Origin of the sequence: Aquimarina rubra (genome assembly GCF_042684305.1) — a bacterium.
Classification (GTDB): domain Bacteria; phylum Bacteroidota; class Bacteroidia; order Flavobacteriales; family Flavobacteriaceae; genus Aquimarina; species Aquimarina rubra.
On record NZ_JBHULE010000008.1, the window covers coordinates 672,688 to 692,382 of the forward strand.

The 19,695-nt window shown below is 32.7% G+C and carries 20 protein-coding genes; 13 read left to right on the forward strand and 7 right to left on the reverse strand.

Annotated elements, in window-relative coordinates; genetic code table 11:
• Positions 1 to 115: 115 nt before the first annotated feature.
• Both ACFSR1_RS07235 and ACFSR1_RS07240 read right to left on the reverse strand, forming a co-directional pair.
• A complete protein-coding gene (locus tag ACFSR1_RS07235) occupies positions 116 to 646 on the reverse strand; it encodes a hypothetical protein (protein WP_378291076.1) in 531 nt (176 codons plus the stop codon).
• Between the two features lie 46 nt (positions 647 to 692).
• Positions 693 to 2,690: an alpha-ketoacid dehydrogenase subunit alpha/beta gene (locus tag ACFSR1_RS07240; protein WP_378291078.1), complete on the reverse strand. Its 1,998-nt coding sequence runs from the start codon at positions 2,688 to 2,690 to the stop codon at positions 693 to 695.
• A gap of 284 nt (positions 2,691 to 2,974) precedes the next feature.
• Here ACFSR1_RS07240 and ACFSR1_RS07245 point away from each other — a divergent pair, with 284 nt between their 5' ends.
• From ACFSR1_RS07245 to ACFSR1_RS07260, 4 genes are read left to right on the forward strand one after another with little or no spacing between them, the layout of a single operon-like run.
• Positions 2,975 to 3,925 carry an isopenicillin N synthase family dioxygenase gene (locus tag ACFSR1_RS07245; protein WP_378291080.1) on the forward strand — a complete coding sequence of 317 codons (951 nt, stop codon included), beginning with the start codon at positions 2,975 to 2,977 and terminating at the stop codon, positions 3,923 to 3,925.
• 10 nt (positions 3,926 to 3,935) lie between these two features.
• Positions 3,936 to 4,265 (forward strand): translation initiation factor, encoded by a 330-nt coding sequence (locus ACFSR1_RS07250; protein WP_378291082.1) that lies wholly within the window; start codon positions 3,936 to 3,938, stop codon positions 4,263 to 4,265.
• A 34-nt stretch (positions 4,266 to 4,299) separates the two neighbouring features.
• Positions 4,300 to 5,238, forward strand: coding sequence for a DUF1835 domain-containing protein (locus tag ACFSR1_RS07255; protein ID WP_378291084.1), 939 nt, complete (start codon positions 4,300 to 4,302; stop codon positions 5,236 to 5,238).
• Between the two features lies 1 nt (position 5,239).
• Positions 5,240 to 6,118, forward strand: coding sequence for a nucleoside phosphorylase (locus tag ACFSR1_RS07260; protein WP_378291086.1), 879 nt, complete (start codon positions 5,240 to 5,242; stop codon positions 6,116 to 6,118).
• Between the two features lie 107 nt (positions 6,119 to 6,225).
• Here the strand turns inward: ACFSR1_RS07260 and ACFSR1_RS07265 are convergent, their stop codons facing one another.
• Positions 6,226 to 6,372: a hypothetical protein gene (locus ACFSR1_RS07265; protein WP_378291088.1), complete on the reverse strand. Its 147-nt coding sequence runs from the start codon at positions 6,370 to 6,372 to the stop codon at positions 6,226 to 6,228.
• 156 nt (positions 6,373 to 6,528) lie between these two features.
• Here ACFSR1_RS07265 and ACFSR1_RS07270 point away from each other — a divergent pair, with 156 nt between their 5' ends.
• The 4 genes from ACFSR1_RS07270 to ACFSR1_RS07285 all read left to right on the forward strand — a co-directional run bounded on the left by ACFSR1_RS07270 (position 6,529) and on the right by ACFSR1_RS07285 (position 9,146).
• Positions 6,529 to 7,380, forward strand: a complete 852-nt coding sequence (locus ACFSR1_RS07270) for a substrate-binding domain-containing protein (protein WP_378291090.1) — start codon at positions 6,529 to 6,531, stop codon at positions 7,378 to 7,380.
• Positions 7,381 to 7,434: 54 nt separating this feature from the next.
• Positions 7,435 to 8,031, forward strand: a complete 597-nt coding sequence (locus ACFSR1_RS07275; protein WP_378291091.1) for a hypothetical protein — start codon at positions 7,435 to 7,437, stop codon at positions 8,029 to 8,031.
• A gap of 112 nt (positions 8,032 to 8,143) precedes the next feature.
• Positions 8,144 to 8,707 (forward strand): hypothetical protein, encoded by a 564-nt coding sequence (locus tag ACFSR1_RS07280; RefSeq protein WP_378291093.1) that lies wholly within the window; start codon positions 8,144 to 8,146, stop codon positions 8,705 to 8,707.
• 265 nt (positions 8,708 to 8,972) lie between these two features.
• The gene (locus tag ACFSR1_RS07285; RefSeq protein ID WP_378291095.1) at positions 8,973 to 9,146 is read left to right on the forward strand and encodes a hypothetical protein; all 174 of its coding nucleotides are present in this window, start codon (positions 8,973 to 8,975) and stop codon (positions 9,144 to 9,146) included.
• Positions 9,147 to 9,161: 15 nt separating this feature from the next.
• Here ACFSR1_RS07285 and ACFSR1_RS07290 read toward each other — a convergent pair whose 3' ends face one another.
• Entirely contained in the window at positions 9,162 to 9,827 is a 666-nt protein-coding gene (locus ACFSR1_RS07290; RefSeq protein ID WP_378291097.1) for a uracil-DNA glycosylase, read from the reverse strand.
• Between the two features lie 148 nt (positions 9,828 to 9,975).
• Between ACFSR1_RS07290 and ACFSR1_RS07295 the strand changes: the two genes are divergently transcribed.
• Positions 9,976 to 12,147 carry an endonuclease MutS2 gene (locus ACFSR1_RS07295; protein ID WP_378291099.1) on the forward strand — a complete coding sequence of 724 codons (2,172 nt, stop codon included), beginning with the start codon at positions 9,976 to 9,978 and terminating at the stop codon, positions 12,145 to 12,147.
• 87 nt (positions 12,148 to 12,234) lie between these two features.
• On the opposite strand, the gene ACFSR1_RS07300 is transcribed toward ACFSR1_RS07295, so the two are convergent.
• Positions 12,235 to 12,594 carry a hypothetical protein gene (locus ACFSR1_RS07300; protein ID WP_378291101.1) on the reverse strand — a complete coding sequence of 120 codons (360 nt, stop codon included), beginning with the start codon at positions 12,592 to 12,594 and terminating at the stop codon, positions 12,235 to 12,237.
• Between the two features lie 113 nt (positions 12,595 to 12,707).
• Between ACFSR1_RS07300 and ACFSR1_RS07305 the strand changes: the two genes are divergently transcribed.
• The 4 genes from ACFSR1_RS07305 to ACFSR1_RS07320 all read left to right on the forward strand — a co-directional run bounded on the left by ACFSR1_RS07305 (position 12,708) and on the right by ACFSR1_RS07320 (position 18,796).
• Positions 12,708 to 12,917 (forward strand): hypothetical protein, encoded by a 210-nt coding sequence (locus tag ACFSR1_RS07305; protein WP_378291102.1) that lies wholly within the window; start codon positions 12,708 to 12,710, stop codon positions 12,915 to 12,917.
• Positions 12,918 to 13,030: 113 nt separating this feature from the next.
• Positions 13,031 to 14,332 (forward strand): sodium:solute symporter family protein, encoded by a 1,302-nt coding sequence (locus tag ACFSR1_RS07310; RefSeq protein WP_378291104.1) that lies wholly within the window; start codon positions 13,031 to 13,033, stop codon positions 14,330 to 14,332.
• An 89-nt stretch (positions 14,333 to 14,421) separates the two neighbouring features.
• Positions 14,422 to 16,920, forward strand: a complete 2,499-nt coding sequence (locus ACFSR1_RS07315) for a PIG-L family deacetylase (RefSeq protein ID WP_378291106.1) — start codon at positions 14,422 to 14,424, stop codon at positions 16,918 to 16,920.
• 181 nt (positions 16,921 to 17,101) lie between these two features.
• Positions 17,102 to 18,796 (forward strand): sodium:solute symporter, encoded by a 1,695-nt coding sequence (locus tag ACFSR1_RS07320; protein WP_378291108.1) that lies wholly within the window; start codon positions 17,102 to 17,104, stop codon positions 18,794 to 18,796.
• 63 nt (positions 18,797 to 18,859) lie between these two features.
• Here ACFSR1_RS07320 and ACFSR1_RS07325 read toward each other — a convergent pair whose 3' ends face one another.
• Both ACFSR1_RS07325 and ACFSR1_RS07330 read right to left on the reverse strand, forming a co-directional pair.
• Positions 18,860 to 19,048, reverse strand: coding sequence for a hypothetical protein (locus ACFSR1_RS07325; protein ID WP_378291110.1), 189 nt, complete (start codon positions 19,046 to 19,048; stop codon positions 18,860 to 18,862).
• A gap of 318 nt (positions 19,049 to 19,366) precedes the next feature.
• Entirely contained in the window at positions 19,367 to 19,582 is a 216-nt protein-coding gene (locus tag ACFSR1_RS07330) for a hypothetical protein (RefSeq protein ID WP_378291112.1), read from the reverse strand.
• Between the last annotated feature and the right edge of the window lie 113 nt (positions 19,583 to 19,695).

The window sequence follows — 19,695 nt, forward strand, 5'->3', positions numbered from 1 at the left end:
TTCGAACCTATTTTTAGCCAAATATTGCGACTCTAGCTTCGGTTCAAAAGGAAAAGGCATTTCTAAACTTGCAGCTCTTCTCAACAGAGCTTACAAATAGATGATAAAGGATTGATTAGTTAGTATTCTTCGTCATATTTCCTTTGATGGTGTTTTCAAATTCAAGCGCTATTTCTTCTGTCCAGTCCTTAAGGAACCAATATCGCCAACACGATAATAAAGCTAGCACTATAAAGATCCAGGGACTTAAAATCCCACCTATAAAACCGTGAATAATTTCGATAAAAAAGACAAAAGACAAACTTCGAAAAAGTTTATAATGCGCTGTATTTCTTTCTAATTCTTGTAAGGCAGAGGTATTATTTATTCTTATAAAGGAAAAAGCCTTATAAAATCTATTACGACCTAATGATTTTCTATTGAATTTGAAATATAATATGTCTAATGGGTGACTAATATTAAGTAAAAAGTGTCCAACTATATACGACATCACCAAAAATATCGTAATCTCTGAGGTTTCAGAATATTTAAAATGAAAAACGAATGATATTTCCTTAATCCATAAATAAGTGAATACTAAACCTGGTAAAAGAATCGCAAATAAATCAAAGATTCCTATAAAAAAATCGCTGGGTTTAAAATTCATACTAAATTATTCTAAAATTACCTTAAACCTATTATTACATACAGGTCTAAAATTTTAACAAATCCTGTAACTCTTTTTCAAATCTGTTTTTTGCCAAATATTGAGACTCCAAGCTGGGTTCAAAAGGAATTGGCGTTTCTAAACTTGCAACTCTCTTTACCGGCGCATCTAAATATCGAAAACAATTCTCCATAATCAGAGCTGAAATATCTGATGCTATCCCTCCAAACATAGAATCCTCTTGCAAAATAATCGCTTTTCCTGTTTTCTTCACTGACGATAAAATTGTTTCTATATCTAATGGTTGTAAGGTTCTCAAATCAATAACATCTGCATTTATTTCTGAATATTTTTCTAATGTTTCTAACACCCAATGAACTCCTGCTCCATAACTTATAATAGTAATATCATTTCCCTCTTGTAACAAGGCAGCTTTGCCAAATGGTATTGTATAATATCCTTCTGGGACTTCTTGTCTAACACTGCGATATAATGCTTTATGCTCAAAAAACAAGACCGGATTAGAATCTTCTATAGATGTCAATAACAACCCTTTAGCATCAGCAGGAAAAGCCGGATATACCACTTTTAAACCTGGCGTTTTTGTAAACCAAGCCTCGTTGGTCTGGCTATGAAATGGTCCGGCACCTACTCCTCCTCCGCAAGGCATTCTAACAACAACATCCGCAGACTGACTCCAGCGATAATGAGATTTAGCCAATAAATTTACTATAGGATTAAATCCAGAGGAAACAAAATCAGCGAACTGCATTTCCACAATAGCCTTCATACTATTTACAGACAATCCATATGCTGCAGAAATTATAGCAGATTCACAAATCGGTGTATTACGAACTCTATCTTTCCCAAATGCTGAAACAAAACCTTCTGTAATCTTAAAAACACCACCGTAATCAGCAATATCCTGTCCCATAATAACTAGGTCATTATATTTGCGCATTCCTTCTTTTAAACCTTCAGAAATTGCATCTATAAGTCGAAGTTCTTTAGAAGATTTTTCAGGTAAAATTTCTTTAAAATCAACTGTTTTATAAACATCTTTTAGTTCTTTATCCAAATCAACTTGAATCTTTTCTTCTTCATTAGCTCTTTGCCAATGTGAATCGATATCCGCTTTTATTATAGATCGTTTCTGAAGATCTTCTTCGACAGAAAAAATACCGTTTTCAATAAGATATTCCTTATAATTTTCTATAGGATCTTTTAATCCCCAATGCTGCATTAATTCTTCAGGCACGTACTTTGTTCCGCTCGCTTCCTCGTGGCCCCGCATTCTAAACGTTTTGAATTCTAATAAAACAGGTCGAGGATTTTGACGTATACTTTCTGCTAGTCTATTTACTTTATCATAAACTTCCAAAACATTATTACCATCTATTATATGTGATTCCATACCATATCCTACTCCACGATCAGCAAGGTTTTTACAATTATACTGCTCACTTGTTGGTGTTGACAATCCATATCCATTATTCTCAATACAAAAAAGAACGGGTAAATTCCACACAGAAGCTATATTGAGTGCTTCATGAACATCTCCTTCGCTAGTTCCTCCTTCGCCTGTAAATACAGCAGTGACCTTATTATTGTTTTTTAAAAGATTACCCAAAGCAATTCCGCACGCAACCCCTAATTGCGGTCCGAGATGTGAAATCATACCGACAATATTATATTCTTGCGTCCCAAAATGAAACGAACGATCTCGACCATTGGTAAAACCATTTGCTTTGCCCTGCCATTGACTAAAAAGCCTATACATTGGTATCTCGCGTGTGGTAAAAACTCCCAAGTTTCTATGCATTGGTAAAATATATTCATCTTTACGTAAAGCACTGGTTATTCCTACTGAAATAGCTTCCTGACCTATACCACTAAACCATTTTGAAATTTTACCTTGTCGAAGTAAGATCAACATTTTTTCTTCGATCAGTCTAGGCTTCAGCATTTTTAAATATAAAGAAACAAGTAGTTCATTACTATACTCTTTCTTATCAAAATCTAATAACAATTTCTCTTCTGCCATAAGGTTTAAAATTCAAATAATAAATAGTTTCCAAAAACGAAAAATAGACAAGTAAATGTAATTATTTTTATCTCAGAAAAAACAACTCATACTACAATACTATTAAGTAGTTGTTAATTTAGACAGAACAATTATGTGAATTAACTAAATTTACTATAGATTAATGATTAGTTGTTAAAAAATAATTAATTTGACAGTAGTCTGGAATATTTCAAAAAAATATATCCTAGATGATGTGTATTTAACGAAATACATCTATTTTAGTTTAAGAAAATTAAATAAGCATGAATAATATACCAAGTGTAGATCTTGCAGATTTTTTGTCTGATGATCCATCACGTAAACAAAAGTTTGTTGATGAAATAGGAAAAGCCTATGAGGAAATAGGTTTTGTTGCATTAAAAAATCACTTTCTTAGTGATGATTTAGTAGAAGAGTTATATAAAGAGGTAAAAGCATTTTTTGCCTTACCATTAGAGGATAAACAAAAATATGAGATTGAAGGATTAGGTGGACAAAGGGGGTATATATCTTTTGGAAAAGAACACGCAAAAGGTAAAAAAGAAGGTGATCTAAAAGAGTTCTGGCATTTTGGTCAAGAGCCTTCTGAAGATGCAAATTTAATTGAAGAGTATCCTCCTAATGTAATCGTAGAAGAGCTGAAGGATTTTAATCATACCGGTATGGAAGCTTATAGAATGCTCGAAAAAACCGGTATATATGTATTGAGAGCTTTAGCTATATATATTGGTCTGGATGAACATTATTTTGATCATTGGGCAAGTAATGGTAATAGTATTTTACGTCCTATTCATTATCCACCTATTACCGAAGAACCAAAAGGAGCAGTTCGTGCAGGTGCACATGGTGATATTAATCTAATCACACTCTTAATGGGAGCTTCTACAGGAGGTCTACAGGTACAACGTAAAGACGGTGAATGGATTGATGCTATTCCGCAAGAAGATGAATTAGTGATTAATGTAGGAGATATGTTAGAACGTCATACTAATAATAAATTACGTTCTACGATACACAGAGTAGTTAATCCTCCAAAAGAACAATGGGGTAAACCAAGATATTCAATTCCTTTCTTTATGCACCCAAGAAGTGACATGAAATTGAATTGTTTAGAGGAATGTATCACAGAAAGTAACCCAAAACAGTATGAAGATATTACCGCTGGGGATTTTCTACATCAAAGATTAGTAGAAATAGGATTGATTAAGAAGTAGTTTTTAAAACATGGATTTAAAAGATCAATTAAAGAACTTATTTCCTGATCACGAACCTATTGAAGAGGAAAAAGATCTGGAAAAAGAAGATGGTATTTGGATGCAAAATGATCCAATTATTTGTAAATATGAGAAAAGAAAAGGGAAACCGATCACCATATTAGAAGGATACACAGGTGCTGATGAAGATTTTAAGAAACTTGCTAAAGAAATAAAAACAAAATTAAGTGTGGGAGGTAGTTTTAAGGATGAACGCATTATTATTCAGGGGGACTACCGAGATAAGATTATGGATATTCTAAAAACAAAAGGGTTTAAAGTAAAACGTGTTGGCGGATAATCACTTCTATACAATCTATTGAAAAAATAAAGACTTGGGGGCTAAAACTTTACATATTACCAATGGCGATAGTTTAACAGATCGCTTAAAAGAAATTAATCTTGTTGATGGAGAATTCTTGGTTTGGAGGGAGATGCTTTGTGAAGGCCCTACAGACATAAGAATTGAAACCGATGAAGCACTCTTAAAACGGAAAGCATTCCTAAAAAAATATTACAGAATTTCTCCTGAAGATTATGATAAAAAGTTTATAAGTCAAATAGAAAAGTTAGAAACAATAGAAAAGTATGATGAAATTATACTTTGGTTTGAATATGATCTTTTCTGTCATATCAATATGATTGCTGCCATAAGTTTATTACTTCGAAAAGGTATTAAAAACACTCCTGTGTATCTGGTTTGTAGTGGTAGAGTAGAGAATTCAAAAAAATATTTAGGGCTATGTGAATTATCTGATGCTCAGCTAAAAAAGCATTTTGAGAATAAAATAGCACTAGACATCAATGATTTAGAGCTAGCATCTCACATTTGGACATTATATTGTGAATCAAACCCAAATAAGATAGCTGGGCAAATCAAGAAACAATCCTCTTTTGATTATTTATCCATTTGCTTAAGAGCCCACTTACAGAGATTCCCTAATATGCTAACTGGCCTTAATACACTAGAGCACAATATCTTACAAATGGTAGATACCTATGAAATAAAAAACATAAAACAACTAATGGGATATGCATTAGAGTATCAAGGATTCTATGGATATGGTGATATGCAGTTGAAACGAGTATTAGCAAGACTTTTTCAGTTTTTTGATCAAACTAAAGATCGACTTTTATTATCAGAAAGAGGAAAATTAGCCCTGCAGCAAAAAAAGAATTTTTATAACACACAAATGTTGGATTGGTATTACGGAGGCGTCAAAAAATATGATTACCTGTATAATGATGAAACACATAACTTACTAAAATTATAATATGGCTATAGCCGAATCAGAATTAATTCTCAACCAAGATGGTAGTATTTATCATCTAAATCTAAAACCAGAGCATCTTGCAAAAACGGTTATAATCGTAGGTGACCCAGATCGTGTAGAACGAGTTACTAAATATTTTGACACTGTAGATTATATCATCAATAAAAGAGAATTTCATACTCAGACAGGTACCTACAAGGGAAAAAAGATAACCGTATTATCAACCGGTATTGGTACAGACAACATAGATATCGTTTTTAATGAATTAGATGCTTTAGTAAATATTGATTTCGAAAAAAGAGAAGTCAAAAAAGATCACACATCTCTTAATATCATTCGAGTTGGTACATCTGGAGCATTACAGCCAGAAATACCTATCGATAGTTTTGTAGTATCTGAACTTGCTATCGGATTTGATAGCTTGCTACATTTTTATGATAGTAAAGAGATTCAATTTCCCCAAATTTCGGAACCGCTAATGAAGCATTTGGATTGGGATAAAGATAAGTCAACTCCTTATGTAGTTTCTTTTGACAAAAAGCTAGGGAGACATATGCAAAGTGAACAAACTATTAAAGGTTTTACAATTACAAATGTTGGTTTTTATGGTCCTCAAGGAAGAGTCTTAAGGCTGGTAACATCAGATGAACAGTTAAACGAAAAGCTAGCTTCTTTTAGTTATGCGGATAAAAAAATAACCAATCTGGAAATGGAAACTTCTGGTATATATGGAATGGCAAAGCTTCTGGGTCACCGCGCTGTATCTATGAATGCAATGATAGCCAATAGAGCTACAGGACAATTTAGTAAAGATTCAAAAAAAACAGTTGATAGGCTTATCCAATATACTTTAGATAAAATTGTGAGTTATACAGATTAAATTCACACAGAGATATATCGGACAAAAAAAATGGACGATAAACCGTCCATATAATCACAATTCAAATATGAAAATTTCTGAAGAAATGAAATTCTTAAGAAAATATACTATCCAAACAATATCTTTAAGCTTATTAAAAAATTAGTAGCTAATAATAAGGCTATAAAAACAACAATTCCGTTTTCTAAAGTGTTGCTTTTTAATTTAGCTACCTTAACCTGAGCACTTTTATTTCTTAAAAAATTCTTTTTCATAACAAATATTGTTTTATTTGGTTTTAATTACTTCAAATATAGTCGCAATTATCAGATTTATATTTCAAAGGTAATGATATTATTTCTTATTTGACGATAAAAAACAAATATAATCGATGAAACACACCTTTTTAACATATTTCATATTTTAAAAACATGCATACTATAAAAATTGGAGGAGTTCCAGAACACTTTAACTTACCTTGGCATTTAACTATTGAAGAAGGAGCCTACTTAACAAACGATATACAATTAGAATGGACTGATTTTCCTGGAGGCACTGGAGCTATGTGTGAGGCTCTAAGGAATAAGGATATAGATATGGCCATTATTCTCACTGAAGGAATTGTAAAGGATATTATAGCAGGTAATCCCTCTAGAATTGTACAAACATATATTCAATCTCCTTTGATATGGGGAATTCATGTAGGATACAATTCTACCTATAAGAGTCTGGATGACCTAAAGAATACTTCTGCCGCTATTAGCAGATATGGATCCGGATCCCATTTAATGGCATATGTAAATGCACAGAATAACGAATGGGATACCACTTCTCTACAATTTGAGGTAGTAAAAAATCTTGATGGTGCTGTAAAAGCCTTAACACAAGGTAGTGCGGACTATTTTATGTGGGAACATTTTACGACAAAACCATTGGTAGACAACAAAACGTTTCGTCGAGTAGCAGACTGCCCTACTCCCTGGCCTTGTTTTGTAATCGCAGTTAGAGAGGAAATTTTAGAAACTAAAAAAGAGCAAATAAAAGATATCTTACGTACAATTAATAATACAACTTCTGATTTTAAGCAAATACCGAGTATCGATAAAACACTCGCTCATAGATATGATCAACAATTGGTGGATATTAAGGAATGGTTACAGATTACTGAATGGAGTCAATCAATAATAGATAATGAAACTTTACATAAAGTTCAGGATCAATTATTCAGTTTAGGTATAATTGGCAAGGTAGTTGATCCAGAAAATTTAATTTTTGAGATGTAAGCAACCTTTTTCAGGTTTTTACGTCTTGTTTAATAGGAAAACAACTTAATTATTATGAAACAGACATTAATTGCCTTTATTATTTTATTCTCATTTCAAATTTCTTTTGCTCAAGATCAGTCAGATCTTCCACGTAGAGATATTAACAAAAATGAACTCAGTATTAACCCATTCAATATTGTAGCCTTTGGAGCACTTGATCTTGGTTATGAAAGAATTATTAGCGAAAATAGTAGTTTAGGGTTTGATTTTTTCTACCGCCTAGCGGATGAAGATAATGATGAAGACGACTATGATCTTATAGATACCGATGGCGTATTTGATAAAGAAATAGCTTTTACAACCAGGTTTAAATACTTTTTTGGCAGCAGAATTGCTAGAGGTTTTTATGTAGAAGCTTTTGGAATGTTATCCTCTGGAGAACACGAAAACTACGTAGAAGTTTTTGACGATCTTGGAAACTTTATTAGTGCTGGTGATGTAGAAGAAGAATATACCGATTTTGCATTAGGATTCTCTGTTGGAGGAAAATTTGTTACTAGAAATGGATTCTTTATCGATCTTGGATTTGGTATTGGGCGAAATTTATTTAGTAATAAAAGCCCTGAAATCATATTAAGACCTAACTTATATCTAGGATATCGATTTTAATACGAAGAATTTATCCAGTTAGTATTATCATATACTCACACCATAGAGTTATACAGCTTTTTAGTAAGATTTAAGTCTGTATAACTCTTTTTTTTGTAAAACAAATTACATAATGAAGAAAACCTTTATTATAATAGCACTTATTTTCCTTGGAAAAATTGGTCTTTCCCAGGAAAACTCAACTAATCTACCAAAACGTGATACTCAGAAAAATGACTTAAGCATCAACCTCCATCCTTTTGCTATTGCTGAAGGTTTTAGCATAAACTATGATCGGATTCTTAATAAAAATATAAGTATAGGAATAAACCTTTTTAAAGCGTATGATGACCAAAATAATATTGATAATAGAGATATAGATATTACGGGAAGAACCAGTTTTTCAATTATTCCTAATATAAAATACTATGTTGGAGAAAGGTTTGCCAGAAGGTTTTATGTTCAGGGACTTGCTATGATATCATCAGGGCAGTTCATTACCTTTACGAATAATAGCCCAACCGCTCGAGAAATTGACTTTACAGATGTGGCTTTAGGAATCGGTATTGGGGATAAAAGAATATTAAAAAATGGCATTTTTATTGATTTTGGAATCGCAATTGCCTACAATTTAATTAATAAAAATAGTCCAGATTTACTGGCACATCCCAATTTATCAGTTGGTTATCGATTCTAGAAGTAGAGTATACCATTATATAAACGTTATTCAATAAAGGAGTGACATATCAAATGTTCATTTTTTTAATAACTTTTTATCGGAACCTGAATTAAATAGCAAAAATATTTCAGATATGATTAAATCATATATCTTATGGGCTTTCCGTAGGAAAAGGTTCAAATATTTTTGTACATTTGCATCGCCTACCCCAATAAACTAATTATGAAAGTGTACGCAACCTTTTTTAAGGAAACGCATCTAATAATTAACTAACAAATCAATTATGGTAACATTTCTACTAATACTTGGAGGGCTTATAGCATTCAATTTTATTCTTTTAAAATTCAGTATACAGTCAGTGGATGGTGAAAAGAGAAAAACTAAAAAAGTTCAATCTACTGTAGCCAACAGTAAAATTAATAAGGTAAAAACTACAGGAATTCCTAAGGCTGCTTAAATTTTATTTATCTCTTTACCACTCTATTGGTACTTGATTGGTACTTAGGAGATGTTCATTAGTCTTACTAAAATGCTTGTTTCCGAACCAATAACCTCTATTAGCGCTTAAAGGAGAAGGATGTCCACTGGTCAAAATATGATGCCTATTGTTATCAATTTTTGCACCTTTCTTTTTTGCAAAACCTCCCCATAATAAGAAAACTACATCATTTTTATTCTTGGAAATGGAATGAATCACGGCGTCTGTAAACTTTTCCCAACCTTTGCCTTGATGAGATCCTGCTTGATGGGCTCTTACCGTTAAAGTGGCATTAAGCAATAAAACTCCTTGTTTTGCCCATCGCTGTAGGTTGCCATTAGATGGAAAAGAAACATTAACATCGGATTCTATTTCTTTAAAAATATTGATTAATGAAGGTGGTATAGCAATTCCATTACTTACAGAAAAACACAATCCATTAGCTTGTCCGATACCATGATAAGGATCTTGACCAATGATAACCACTTTTACATCATCAAAATTACAACTATCAAAGGCCGCAAAAATATCCGATCCTTTCGGAAAACAAGTATGCGTTTGATATTCAGTTTTTACGAAATCAACTAATTCTCTAAAATATGGTTTTTCAAACTCATCTACAAGCTGTTCTTTCCAGCTATTCTCAATATTTACATCCATGTTAGTGTCAAAAAAATATGCAATTGTTTACATTTGCTTTTTCGTAAAATTAGAATAAAAACTTTTCTAAAAATAGACTCAGGTTGAGTTTTATAATAAAGAAATTAACAGAAACAAATATCTATCTTAAAAAAAATAGGATATCCGCATGATCCGTATTTCAGAAAAAACACTAAAAGATTTAGAATTCAATATCATACTTGATCACGTAGCTGATTTATGCAATACTGAATACGGAAAGTCAAAAACGTTAGAAATTGTTCCGTTAAGTACAAAAGAAGCATTACACATTTCTTTACAACAAGTGTTTGAATACAAATCTTCCTATTTAAATGATGCTAGAATTCCTAATCATGGATTTGATAGCATTGATAAAGAATTACAGCTGCTAGGGATAGAAAACACGTTCTTGGAAACATTTAATCTAAAAAAAATTGTATCCATAAGCCTTACTGCAAATGACCTACTTGGTTTTTTTAAAAAATTCAATGAGTTATACCCTGTTCTATATCAAACTTCATCTGAAGTTCCTTTTACTAAAGAGATTATCAATCTAATCGAACTAGTTGTCGATAAATTTGGAGAGATTAAGGACAATGCCTCTCCTACTCTTAATTCACTGAGAAAAGATATAAATGAAGTACAAGGTAAACTTAATGGTAGTTTTGGAAGAGATTTAAACAGATACAACAGTTTGGGGTATCTGGATGAGATAAAAGAAAGTGTTGTTGATAATAGAAGAGTATTGGCTGTTAAATCCATGTATCGCCGTAAAGTTAAAGGTTCCATAATGGGAAATTCTAAAACTGGGAGCATTGTATACATTGAACCCGAAGCAACCTTGCAGTATAGCAGAATGCTCAGTAACTTAAAGTATGAAGAGCGAGAAGAAGTAGTTAAAATACTGAAGGATCTAACAAATAGAATAAGACCTTTTTCAGAATTATTAGAACACTATCAGGAATACCTTAGCGATATTGATATTGTAGCTGCTAAATCAAAATATGCAAGTAAACTAAATGCGGTACTTCCAAAAATAACAGAGGACAGAGAACTAACCATAAAAGATGCATACCATCCCCTACTTTACCTGAACAATCAGGAAAAAGGCGAAAAGACCTATCCCCAAACAATTTCTTTGGATAAAAATAACCGAATTATAGTTATATCCGGTCCTAATGCCGGAGGAAAAAGCATTACACTAAAAACTGTTGGATTACTCCAAATTATGCTTCAAAGTGGTATGTTAATTCCTGTGCACGAGTACAGTAGAATGTGCTTATTCAACACCGTACTTACTGATATAGGAGATAATCAATCTATAGAAAACCACTTAAGCACCTACAGCTACCGATTAAAAAACATGAATTATTTTCTTCGAAAATGTAATGACAAGACCTTATTTCTTATTGATGAGTTCGGTACAGGTAGTGATCCGGAATTAGGTGGTGCACTTGCTGAAGCTTTTTTAGAGGTTTTTTATGAACGTGAATCTTTTGGGATCATTACTACCCATTATGCTAATCTAAAAATGTTGGCTAATGAATTACCAAATATGACTAATGCCAATATGCTTTTTGATGCTAAAACCTTGGAGCCTTTGTTTAAATTATACCTCGGTGAGGCAGGAAGTTCTTTTACTTTTGAGGTAGCTCAAAAAAATGGTATACCCTATAGTTTAATTAATAAGGCAAAGAAAAAGGTAGAACGCGGCAAAATACGTTTCGATAAAAGCATTGCAAACCTTCAGAAAGAAAGATCAAAACTTCAAAAAACTACTTCTGCTCTCAAAACAAAAGAACAAAAAACAGAAGAAGAAAAAGAGCGATTAGATAAGATCAACCAGCGTTTACAATTAAAATTAGAGAGCTATCAAGAACTCTATGACAGTAATCAGCGCATGATCTATTTAGGTCAGAAGCTAAACGAAATAAGCGAAAAATACTTCCATAATAAAAAGAAAAGGGAGCTTATCGATGAATTCATGAAAATTGTTCAGGTAGAGAACTCTAAAAGAAAAAAACAAACCGTTAAGCAAAGAAGGGCTAAAAAGGTGCAAGAAGAAAAAATAGTCAAAGAAGTAGAGAAAAAGGTAGATGTAATCAGAGAGAAGAAAAAAGAGCAAAAGAAAAAAGAAGAAAAAATCGAAAAAGCTAAACCTAAAATGATTCTGAAGGTAGGCGACAGAGTCCGCATGATTGATGGAAAATCCATAGGAACAATAGATACTTTAGAAAAAGGGAAAGCAGTAGTTAACTATGGGATTTTTACTACAAACGTAGCGATTGATCAACTTGAATTCGTTGAAAGAAAAAAATAGATAAATAAAATTTATACTCACACTATAGCAAAAGGCCACTAGTTTTTAATTAGTGGCCTTTTTATGTAGGTAAAGTTCAAGTGATTATTACTTTCCTCCTGCTAATAGCACAAAAGAATTTCCTGATACTGGCGATACGTTATACGCTTTCACCCTTTTTAAAGTCTTTATATATTTTTCTGCTTCTATAAAAGCTAATTCCATAGCACTAGATGATAAGTCATCATTAATCTCAATAGTTTTAGAAATAATATCTCCATTAGTATACTCTACTGTCATCTTCCACTTCTTTATCGAATGAAAATTTCTGGAGATTAGTGTATTCTCTACATCTTCTTTCTTATCCCCTTTTTTGTTTTTTTCCTTTTCGTTTATCGGATTAGAATCTAAAGAAGCGGCGTTTCCAAACGTTACGCAAAGCATTGCAATTACTAATAAGAGTTTCATTTTTTAGCGGTTTTGATTTGTATGATTCGAATATACAATTATTTTTTGATTATACAAATATTTTTTTATTAAAAATTTATTTGTATATTTAAATTATATAATATTGTTACACAATGATTAACAAGAAATTAAAAAGACTACTCAAAAAAAGTAAAGGAGCCAAAACAGTATACGGTATCTCCAAAGTATTGGGCATTAGTCCGCAAGCAGGAGATTATGTTGTAAAGAGAAAAAATCTGACAAAAGATTTCGAACGATTACAAAAAATCGCTGACTATATGGAAGTAGATATTTTGGATATTGTAGATATTAAGAAGAAATAAAACTCTCCTGCTTTAACCAATTCTTCCTCCTGCACTACAACAACAACTAAAACCTGAAAAGCTTTTTTAATAAAAGCTTTTAGCTATTTTTGAAGCTCACCAAACCATCTCATATGCAGATCTACCTTTACCTGTCTATCTATATTATAATAATCATTGGCCTATCTGTCTATATCTCCAAATCATCGAATACAGAAGATTTTCTAATTGGTGGAAGAAACCGTAGTGGATGGACTATTCTATTTTCGAAATTTGCCGGCGCCATCGGTGTGAGTACTTTAATCACCTATACAGGCTATGCATATAAGTTTGGTTGGGGATTATTTGCCATGTCTATTGGCTCTGTGATTGGTTATCTTTTATTTGCTTTTTGGGCAGCACCTAGAATTAAGAAACTATCATTATTAGGTAATTTCTATACACAAGGTGATCTACCCGCATTTGTTACAGGAAATAAAACCACTTCGTTAGTTACCAATTCGATTACTATTATTGTACAGTTTTTCTGGATTTTGCTATCTCTGGCAGGAGGTGCCAAGGTGATTACTTTTTTTGATTTATTTTCTTACGAAATTGCTTTACTAATTACCACTTTGGTAGTATTGATTTATGTGTTGTTCTCTGGTTTCAAAGCAGTTGTACTTACTGATACCATTCAGGCTATTATCATTATTGGTTTCTTATGTATTTTGATTTTAGGGATGTTAGATATAAAAGATTTTGGTGACATTTTAGGAACTTCTACAAATGAAAACGTACAACTAGGCAGTATTATCGGCCTTGTATTATATGGCGGATTATCTGTTTTTGGTTTAGCAGACAGATATCAACTTTGTTATGCCGCAAAAGATGTGAAATCACTAAAAAAAGGAATGGGATTGGCGATTATTCCAGTTTTATTAATAGCGTTTTTATTACTCCTTATAGGTTTATATGTTTATAATCAGAATACTACTTTGGATCCGGATACGGTATTTGTATTTGCAATGCAAAACTTAGTCAATCAATCCTGGATTCCTTTATTAGTAGTACTTTTCTTTGCTGGGTTAATGAGTACGGCGGATACTTCAATTTTTGCGGTCTCCTCTCACCTAGTTTATAAATCAAAAAAAGATCAGAAAGTGAAATCGGTACGATATGCAACTGTTTTTACCGTTTTTATTGCTTTTATCGTTGCCTTGTTTTGGAAAAGTGTTGTTGATATTACTATTGTCGGAGCGGCTCTTAGGATGACACTTTCCGTGGCTATGATTTATGTAATCAAGAAAAGAAAAAATAGCGGTCGATTTATAGCAAGTGCATTGGGCGGAATTGGAGGTTTACTTATTGGTTTATTGGCATTTGGACCTAAACCAACAATCGCAATTACAGTACTCCTAGGGTCATTGATTGGATTAATTTATAGATCCAAATAGTCTTGTTAAAGTATCCTTAAACCTAAATACTCAGAATTTTATCTTTTTATATTTGACGAAACACTCAAAACCAGGATCAAAATACTATTATGCGAAAACTACTTGTTGTCATAACTTTTAGCTTGCTATCTGTACAAATTACTGAAGCACAGCAACCTAAAAAACCGAATTCTGTAGAAATTCATGAAGCAATTAAGAAACTGAACTTTTTAGGTTCAGTTTTATACGTTGCAGCACATCCTGATGATGAAAATACACGATTGATTTCCTATATGTCAAATCAGGTGAAAGCCAGAACCGCATATCTATCACTTACTCGTGGTGATGGTGGTCAAAATTTAATTGGCCCGGAAATAAGAGAATTACTAGGAGTAATAAGAACACAAGAATTATTAGCAGCTCGTAATACTGATGGTGGAGAACAAATGTTCACGCGTGCTAATGATTTTGGATATTCTAAACATCCTGATGAGACCTTGGCTATCTGGGACAAAAAAGAAGTGCTAAACGATGTAGTTTGGGCAATAAGAAAGTTTCAACCTGATGTTATAATTAATAGATTTAATCACCGAACACCGGGAAGCACACACGGACATCATACTTCTTCTGCAATGCTTAGCGTAGAAGCTTTTGATATGGTAGCAGATAAAAATGTATACCCAGAACAACTTAAATATGTGAATACCTGGCAACCTAAAAGGTTATTCTTTAATACATCTTGGTGGTTTTACGGAAGTAGAGAGAAATTCGAAAAAGCGGACAAATCCAAATTTTTGGAGTTCGACACAGGTGTTTACTATCCTGACTTAGGACTTTCTAATTCGGAGATCGCTTCATTAAGCCGCAGTCAGCATAAGTCACAAGGTTTTGGAAGCACTGGAACTCGTGGGACACAAACTGAATATATAGAGTTAATAAAAGGAGATCTTCCTGAAGACAAAACCAATGTTTTTGATGGAATTGATACTTCCTGGAACCGAGTTAAAGGAGGAAAAGAGATTGGTGATATTTTATATGAAGTAGAAAAAAACTTTGATTTCAAAAATCCTTCAGCTTCTGTGAATCAATTAGTAAAAGCATATCAATTAATACAACAATTAGAAGATACGCATTGGAAAGCCATTAAAACCAAGGAAATAAAAGATATTATCGCAGCGACAACCGGTCTTTATTTGGAAGCTGTTGCGACAGAACCTTATACGACAAAGGATAGTGAAGTAACCATTAAAATCGAAGCCATTAATAGAAGTGACGCTTCAATTCGTCTAAAATCAATTGATATTTCTGCAATAGGAGTTTCAGAAAATGCAGAAACAGTCTTAGATAATAATAAAGGAAAAAACTACGAATTAAAAGGTAAAATCATTTCAAGCACAAAAAACACAACTCCATATTGGTTGAATAGTAAAGGAACTCTTGGCATGTATAATGTTACGGATCAAAAACTGATCGGAACACCAGAAACCAAACATCAAACCGAAGCTATATTCAATATTGAAATTAATGGAACTATTATCCCCTATAAAAAAGATATTGTTTATAAGACTAATGATCCGGTAAAAGGAGAAGTATATAAGCCTTTTGAAGTTATTCCTGCCATTTCTGCCAGCATAAAAGACAAAGTGATTATTTATGCAAATGGCCCTGCAAAAGAAATTCCGGTTACCATAAAAGCTGGAGAATCTAACCTAACAGGAACAGTTTCTTTAAAACACCCAGAAGGTTGGCAGGTGTCTCCACAAAAAATTGATTTTAGTTTAGCACAAAAAGGTGAAGAAAAAACCTTGGTTTTTACACTTACTGCTCCAAAAAATCAAAGCGAAGGGTATATTTCACCTCAAATAAATATTAAAGGAAAAATATATTCTGATGAAGTAATTACAATTGATTACGATCACATTCCTTTTCAGACCGTAGTATTACCTTCAGAAACAAAAGTAGTTCGATTGGATATTCAAAAGAAAGGTCAAAATATTGGATATATAGAAGGTGCCGGAGATGTAGTTCCAGAAAGCTTACAACAAATTGGTTATAAAGTAACTACAATTACTCCTGAATCAATTTCTGAAGAAACATTGCAACCTTTTGATGCTATAGTTGTTGGTATACGTGCATATAATACAGTAGATGAATTAAAGTTCCGACAAAAATATCTATTAGAGTATGTAAAAAACGGTGGAAACTTGATTATCCAATATAATACTAACAGAAGACTCAAAGTACAGGATAATTTAGGACCTTATCCATTAAAACTATCCAGAGATCGTGTTACAGATGAAAATGCAACCGTCAAGTTATTAGCAAGTGATCATCCTGTATTAAATACTCCGAATAAAATAACTAACAAAGATTTTGATGGCTGGGTACAAGAACGAGGATTATACTTTCCTGGTGAGTGGTCTAAAGAATATGTGCCTATTATTGCCGCAAATGATAAAGGAGAATCTGAGAAAAAAGGAGCTTTGTTGATTGCCAAATATGGAAAAGGATATTATGTATATACCGGTCTAAGTTTTTTTAGAGAATTTCCTGCAGGAGTTTCCGGAGCATATCGATTATTTGCAAATATGCTATCTTTAGGAAAATAATAACCATTATGGAAGATTCAAACACCAAAATAGTCTGGAAAAAGCTCTACACAATTATTTTAATTGCTAATGTATTGTACTTACTTTTTTTCTATTGGATTACGACAACATTTTCCTAAAATTTTATGTATTGGATATTTCTCTCAAACTAACTTTCATTATTACAATAGATAACTAACATATGCAACTTATAGATTGGATCGTACTTATAGGAACTTTATTATTTATTGTATTATACGGAGTTTGGAAAACAAAAGGCAGTAAGAACGTTCAGGATTATATACGCGGTGGTAATGAGGCAAAATGGTGGACTATTGGTTTATCTGTAATGGCTACTCAGGCATCTGCCATTACCTTTCTTTCTACTCCCGGACAGGCATTTCATAGCGGAATGGGTTTTGTTCAGTTTTATTTTGGACTACCCATTGCTATGATTATCATCTGTATGGTTTTCATTCCGCTCTATCATAAATTAAAGGTATACACCGCTTATGAATACCTAGAAAGCAGATTTGATCTTAAGACTCGTACTATTACTGCATTTTTCTTTTTGATTCAAAGAGGATTAGGTGCCGGAATAACCATCTTTGCTCCTGCTATCATATTATCTGCCGTATTAGGTTGGGATCTTACCACTCTAAATATAATCATAGGAATTCTTGTCATCATCTACACCGTTTCTGGAGGAACTAAGGCTGTTAGTGTTACACAAAAACAACAAATGGCTATCATTTTTACCGGAATGTTTATTGCTTTTTTTCTGATTATAAGTTATTTGCCAGAAGACGTAACCTTTACAAAAGCACTAGAAATTGCTGGAGCTAGTGGTAAGATGGAAGTGTTGGATTTTTCTTTTGACCTCAGTAATAGATATACTGTTTGGACAGGAATCATTGGAGGAACATTTCTAATGCTGTCTTATTTTGGAACGGATCAAAGTCAGGTACAAAGATACTTATCCGGTAAATCTGTAAAAGAAAGTCAATTAGGGCTGTTGTTTAATGGGTTATTAAAAATACCCATGCAATTCTTCATACTTTTAGTCGGAGTCATGGTATTCGTTTTCTACCAGTTTAATGCGGCTCCACTAAATTTCAATCCGGCGGCGAGCATTGCTATAGAGAATTCTAAATATGTTCAGGAATATGAGGAACTTGAAAATCAACTCACCGAAATTCAGGATTCTAAAGAAATCTCAATTCAAAAATATCTAAAAGAAACAGATCCTCAACAAAAGTTAGATGCCAAAAACTTTATAGCAGAATTGGATAAATCTGAGAAGAAAACCAGAGAAGCAGCGAAAGAATTGATTACCATGGCCGATCCCATTGTGGAAACCAATGATAAAGACTATGTGTTCATCCATTTTATACTCAATAATCTTCCGAGAGGACTAATCGGTTTGTTATTGGCTGTGATATTATCTGCAGCGATGTCATCTACGGCTTCAGAATTAAACGCCCTGGCATCGACTACGGCTATTGATCTTTACAAACGTAATATAACAGAAGAAAAAAGCGAGAAACACTATGTAACTGCTTCTAAATTTTTTACGTTAATTTGGGGATTATTAGCGATTCTGGTAGCGTGTTTTGCTGATTTATTTGATAACCTCATACAGTTGGTTAATATTATAGGATCTATTTTTTATGGAAATGTGCTGGGTATATTCTTGTTGGCATTCTTTATCAAATATGTGAAAAGTAATGCTGTTTTTGTGGCTGCATTAATTACACAAGCGATTATCATTTTTGTATGGTGGCAAGACTGGCTGCCTTTTCTTTGGTTAAATGCACTTGGATGCGGAACTGTAATGTTTTTGGCAATTGTATTAGAACTATTTATCCCGACCAGTGATATTGAAGTTGAAGCGTAATGAATTATCATAAAAAAGGGAAGCTAATGATAAGCTTCCCATATAACTGAATGGCACTAAAACTTAGTCCATACCACAAATCCATAAACAGGCATCTACATCATCCACCATTGCTACAAATTGTCCATTGCAATAGCATTTGATATTTGAATCTGGTACTGATATTATTGGATCTTGTTGTTTACCTCCGTTAATTTGTCTTTGTTCTACTCTATTTAGGGTAGTTCCTAAGTTTGAAATGTTTTTTAACATGATATGTATATTTTTAAATATGATGAATACTATGAACATTTAACGACACTCATAGTATATGTCTTTTTTAAAGATTAGTGTTCTGATGCCTCACATACGCACCCAAATCTTGAATGATAACAACCGTTTGAAATCTCAATTGAGGAGCATGCTCTCCATAAACCACCTTGAATGGACTGTTGTTCTAGTTTACCTAATGTTTTACCTAAGTTTGAAATGTTTTTTAACATGATATGTATATTTTTAAATATGATGAATACTATGAACATTTAACGACACTCATAGTATATGTCTGATTACCGATTGAGACTTATATATCTATAACTCGATAGGATCGGCTTCATCAACGATAAAACCATAACAACATGCATCCCAAGTACTGTTATAGGTTGTTCCACCAGGACAAGTTGTAGAAGTAAATCTAAATGATGGATGACAAACTAAACCATCTGCATTGGGTCTTAATCCTCCCGTAATAGATTTCTGTTCGTTTTTGTTTAATGATTTCCCTAAGTTTGAAATGTTTTCTAACATGATTTATATTTTAAAAATTGAAACTCTGTGATCATTTATAGACACTCACAGTATGTGTCCAATTCTTCGCGAAAGAATTTAGATTAAATAATCAGGAAAGAAACACGAGTAAC